5 protein-coding genes are annotated in these 3,759 nt (G+C 67.4%); all 5 read right to left on the minus strand.

Features of this window, described 5'->3' with window-relative positions; translation table 11 throughout:
- Positions 1-551 (minus strand): transporter (locus AC1DY5_RS46465; RefSeq protein ID WP_478121139.1); only part of this gene is annotated, 551 nt, incomplete at its 3' end.
- A gap of 261 nt (positions 552-812) precedes the next feature.
- On the minus strand, positions 813-1,316 hold the full coding sequence (locus AC1DY5_RS46470) for a hypothetical protein (protein WP_478121140.1): 504 nt from the start codon (positions 1,314-1,316) through the stop codon (positions 813-815).
- Between the two features lie 193 nt (positions 1,317-1,509).
- On the minus strand, positions 1,510-2,094 hold the full coding sequence (locus AC1DY5_RS46475) for a hypothetical protein (RefSeq protein ID WP_478121141.1): 585 nt from the start codon (positions 2,092-2,094) through the stop codon (positions 1,510-1,512).
- Positions 2,095-2,106: 12 nt separating this feature from the next.
- Entirely contained in the window at positions 2,107-2,952 is an 846-nt protein-coding gene (locus tag AC1DY5_RS46480) for a DUF2092 domain-containing protein (protein ID WP_478121142.1), read from the minus strand.
- Positions 2,953-3,143: 191 nt separating this feature from the next.
- Positions 3,144-3,759, minus strand: a 616-nt coding sequence (locus tag AC1DY5_RS46485; protein WP_478121143.1) for a response regulator transcription factor, incomplete at its 5' end; no start/stop codon positions are given.

The following is a 3,759-nucleotide window of genomic DNA, read 5'->3' on the forward strand; positions in this document are numbered from 1 at the left end:
CCCTGCTTGCTGCTGCTCACCGACCAGATGTTGTTGAACAGTGCGCCGTACACCCACGGGCTGCCGTGGTCGAGGTGCAGCACGACGGCGGATGGGCCCAGGCCCCAGTTCTTGTTGCCCAGCTCCGAATTGCTGTTGGTCGGGATCTGGACCACCGGCCCGGCGCCCCAGATCCACTTGCCCGGGTTCGCCGGCGACAGGAACGCGGTCAGCACCGTGTCGCCGATGCCGCTGGTGCTGCCGATGCCCGGGCCGAGTGCCGGCATTGAGATGACCGGCAGGATCGTGCGGGTGATGATGTTCCAGTCCTTGTCGATCGAGATCGGTATCACCGGCTGGATGTTCAGGATGTTCTGGGTTCCCTTTTCCGGCCCATAGTTGAGATTGGTGTTGTTCTGGAACGGTACGCTGATGAGATTGCCGACCGGGTTCTGCGCCAGCTTGGCGAGGTCCTCGGCGCTCATCTCGGCCTGCGCCGGCAGCCCGGCACACAGGCCCATAGCCATGACAAGCAGGTGTCTCATGTCGATCCATTCAGTCGGCGAGAGCATGTCGAGGACTCCTTGTGATCGGTGGATCCGGTTATCGCCAGGTGGTTCGCCATTGCTGATTGAGGCCGATCCAGACGCTTCCATCCAGCTCGCCCTCCGGGACCCAAGCCATGGATCTTTAGGGCAACGGGATCGGCAGCGCCATCGGCCGGGGCCGCGGCCTCGAGCGAAGGCGCTGCGGCGAACAGACGGTCGGGAGAAACACCCGCGAGCGCAAAGGTCGCAGCCGTTCCCGACAGCGTCGTCCCCACCAGGAAGCTCCTACGATCGATCGGCATCGCAGCCTTCTTTGTGATTAGATGCGACGGCGGCCAGCGGAGAATACCGGAAGGCAGGCGTCGCCGCCCAGCGCTCACGCGCCAAGGCAAGGATGCGCTGCGCCGCCGACGCATCGGCCGCGGCGATGGCGGCCGCATGAGCGCTTTCGAACGCCTTGAGCGTCGGCAGATTGGCAAGATCCATCTTCGCCAGTTCGAAGGCCCTGGGCGCATCGTCGCCGCTGCCCAAATAGAACTCCGCCGCGTGGTCGGCAAAGGCAAGAGGATGCAGGTCGACCAGGCGTTCGAAACCGCCGCGCGCGCGCTGCAGATGCTCCTCTGCCTCGTTCGCATGCCCGAGGCCGGTCGCCACATCGGCAAGGCGCCGGTCGACCTCCGGATCCCCACTGGCGAGGGCGGGGAGCAGCAGTTCGCGGGCCTCCAGGTAGCGCGCCTCGTCGGCCAGCAACTCGGACAGGTGGATGCGCGCCTTCACGTAGCCGGGCACATGGTCGATGGCCTGGCGGTACCACCGGCCTGCGCGCCCTGGCTGTGCCTCGGGCGCCAGTTCGCCCCACAGGACGCCCAGTCGGAAGCAGACCCATGCCAGCGCGAACGGCGAGACCTCGCGATAGGCATCGATGGCCCCAGGCCTGATCGGCTTCGTCGAAGCGCGTTGACCTGGACCCGGCGGTGCGCGCTCACGGCGCGCCAACGACGGTGTAGTAGACGCCGTTGGCGCCGTAGAAGGGCCGGAACCAACTGTCTCCGACCTGGTAGTAATCGACGCCGTAACGGTTGACCATCACCGCGCCATCGGGCACCCGCGCATAGCTGACGCCCATGGGATAGACCGCGCGGTTGGCGCTCGCGACCGCCGCACCGGCGGCCACCCCGACGACTGCGCCGGCGGCCACGGCACCCGCGCAGTCGTAGCAGCCCGCGTGGTAGTAGGGCACCGCCACCGGTGCGTGATAGGGCGCGTAGCCTGCATAGCCGTAGGCCGGCGGGCGGTAGGTGCTGTAGCCGCCTGCGGTGGTGTGCACGGCGCCGTAGCCGGCCACGCCGGTGGTGGTGCCGCCGTACATGTTGGTATGGCTGGTGGCACCGTCCCAGCTGTGCTCGGTGCTTCCGCCCCAGCGATTGGTGTGCTCGGCGCCGCCCCAGCCGCCCGAGGCGTGGCCGCCGAAGCGGTTGGCGCTGGCCCAGGCGGCCGCCGGCGCGTGGAAGCCGGCCGTCATGAGCAAGCCTGCCAGCAAAGGAAGAAGTGTCTTGAGGGTGGTCATGGTCCGTGCTCCTTACTGCGCCTTGGCCGCGGGTTTGGCCGCCTTCTTCGCCGCCGCCGGTGGCTTCGGCGCGGCGAAGTCGATCTTCTTCGCGTTGGCCGCATTGACCGCCGCGAAAGCCTCGGCCGCGATCACCGGGTCGAGCTTCCAGTTCGACAGCTCGACCTGGTGGCGCAACTGGAGCGGGTCGCCGCGGAACACCGCACGCATCTTGCGAGGCAGCTTGTCGTCGGCGCCGATCCAGATCTGCATGAACATCTGGTCGCTGGCGATGGCGACCATCTCGGTGGTGGTGCCGCCGACGACCTTCGACTGGCCGATGTAGAAGGCCTTGGTCAGGCCCTCGGTGAGCGTCTTGAAGGGGTCGCTGCCGACGATGTCGGCAAAGGGGAAGTAGATCGCGGCGTTGTCGAAGGCCTGCTTGAGCATGGCGTCGATGGTGGGCGGGGCCGGCGCGACGGCCACCAGGTTCTCGGCCGGCGCGAAGGCCGTGAGCGTCTTGCCGTCGAAGTAATACTCCGCGGGCGGTCCGTCACCCAAGGTGAGGACGCGCAGCCTGTCGGGGCGCTGCAGCAGCACCTCGGAGGAGGTCGCATAGGCCAGGGACGGGCCCACGCTGCTCGGGCTCTCGTAGGTGGCGACGGCCGTGAAGGCCATCGACTTCGAGGCCGTCAGGCTGGCGCTCATGGCGCGCAGCAAGTCCATGGCCTTGGGCTCGAGCTGGGGCGCACGCGTTGCGGCAGCCTTGCTCGGGGCCTTGGCGCCGGCGCTCGGTGCCGGCTGGGCGTACGCGGCGGCGCCGAGCGCAAGCGCTGCCACGAGCAGCCAGGGGGCGACGAAGGTTCGGATTCGAATCATGTGGGGCCTCCTCGTTCAGGAAAAGCTTTTACTCGATCGGATGGCCCGGGGAAGGGACGGCCGCGCTTCTCGGCCGCGCGCCTGCGCACGGTGCCAGATGTCAAGCACACCATGGTGAAGCCGAGCGCGCCAGAGGTCCATCCCGGCGACCACGCAGCACCACGTACGTGGCGCCGCCGCCAGTGTCAACTTCAGTCGGAAGCGCGCTCGATATTGAGGCGCAGCAACTCGTTGATCGATCCGACGCCCAGCTTCTCGAGCAGGCGGCTGCGGTGCTGCTCGACCGTGCGGTGGCCGATATCCAGCTCCTTGGCAATCAGTTTGCTCGGCAGTCCCTTCAGCGCCAGCTTCATGACCTCGCGCTCACGCGCACTCAGGGCGTCGATCCGCTGCGCGAGTGGGTGTTGCGGCTCCGCCGAGGGGACCTGCGGTGCCGCGTTGCGCAGCAGTGCCTCGTCGATGGCATCGAGCAACTGCTGCTCTCGGTAGGGCTTCTGCACGAAATCCACCGCGCCGTCCTTGACGGCTTTGACCGCCATGGCGATATCGCCATGACCGCTGATGAACACGATCGGAATGCGGGCGCCCATCGCGACCAGGCGCTCCTGGAGCGCCAGCCCGCTCATGCGCGCCATGCGCACATCGAGCACCAGGCAGCCGGGGCGCGCGGGGTTGAAGGCCTGGAGGAAATCCAGCGCCGAACTGAAGGTCTCGGTCGGCAGTCCGACCGAGCTCACCAGTTCCTGAACCGAGTCGCGATAGCCTTCGTCGTCGTCGATGATGAATACAGTGGGTTCGGCCATGGCG

Source organism: Variovorax sp. P4_D9, from assembly GCF_056401695.1.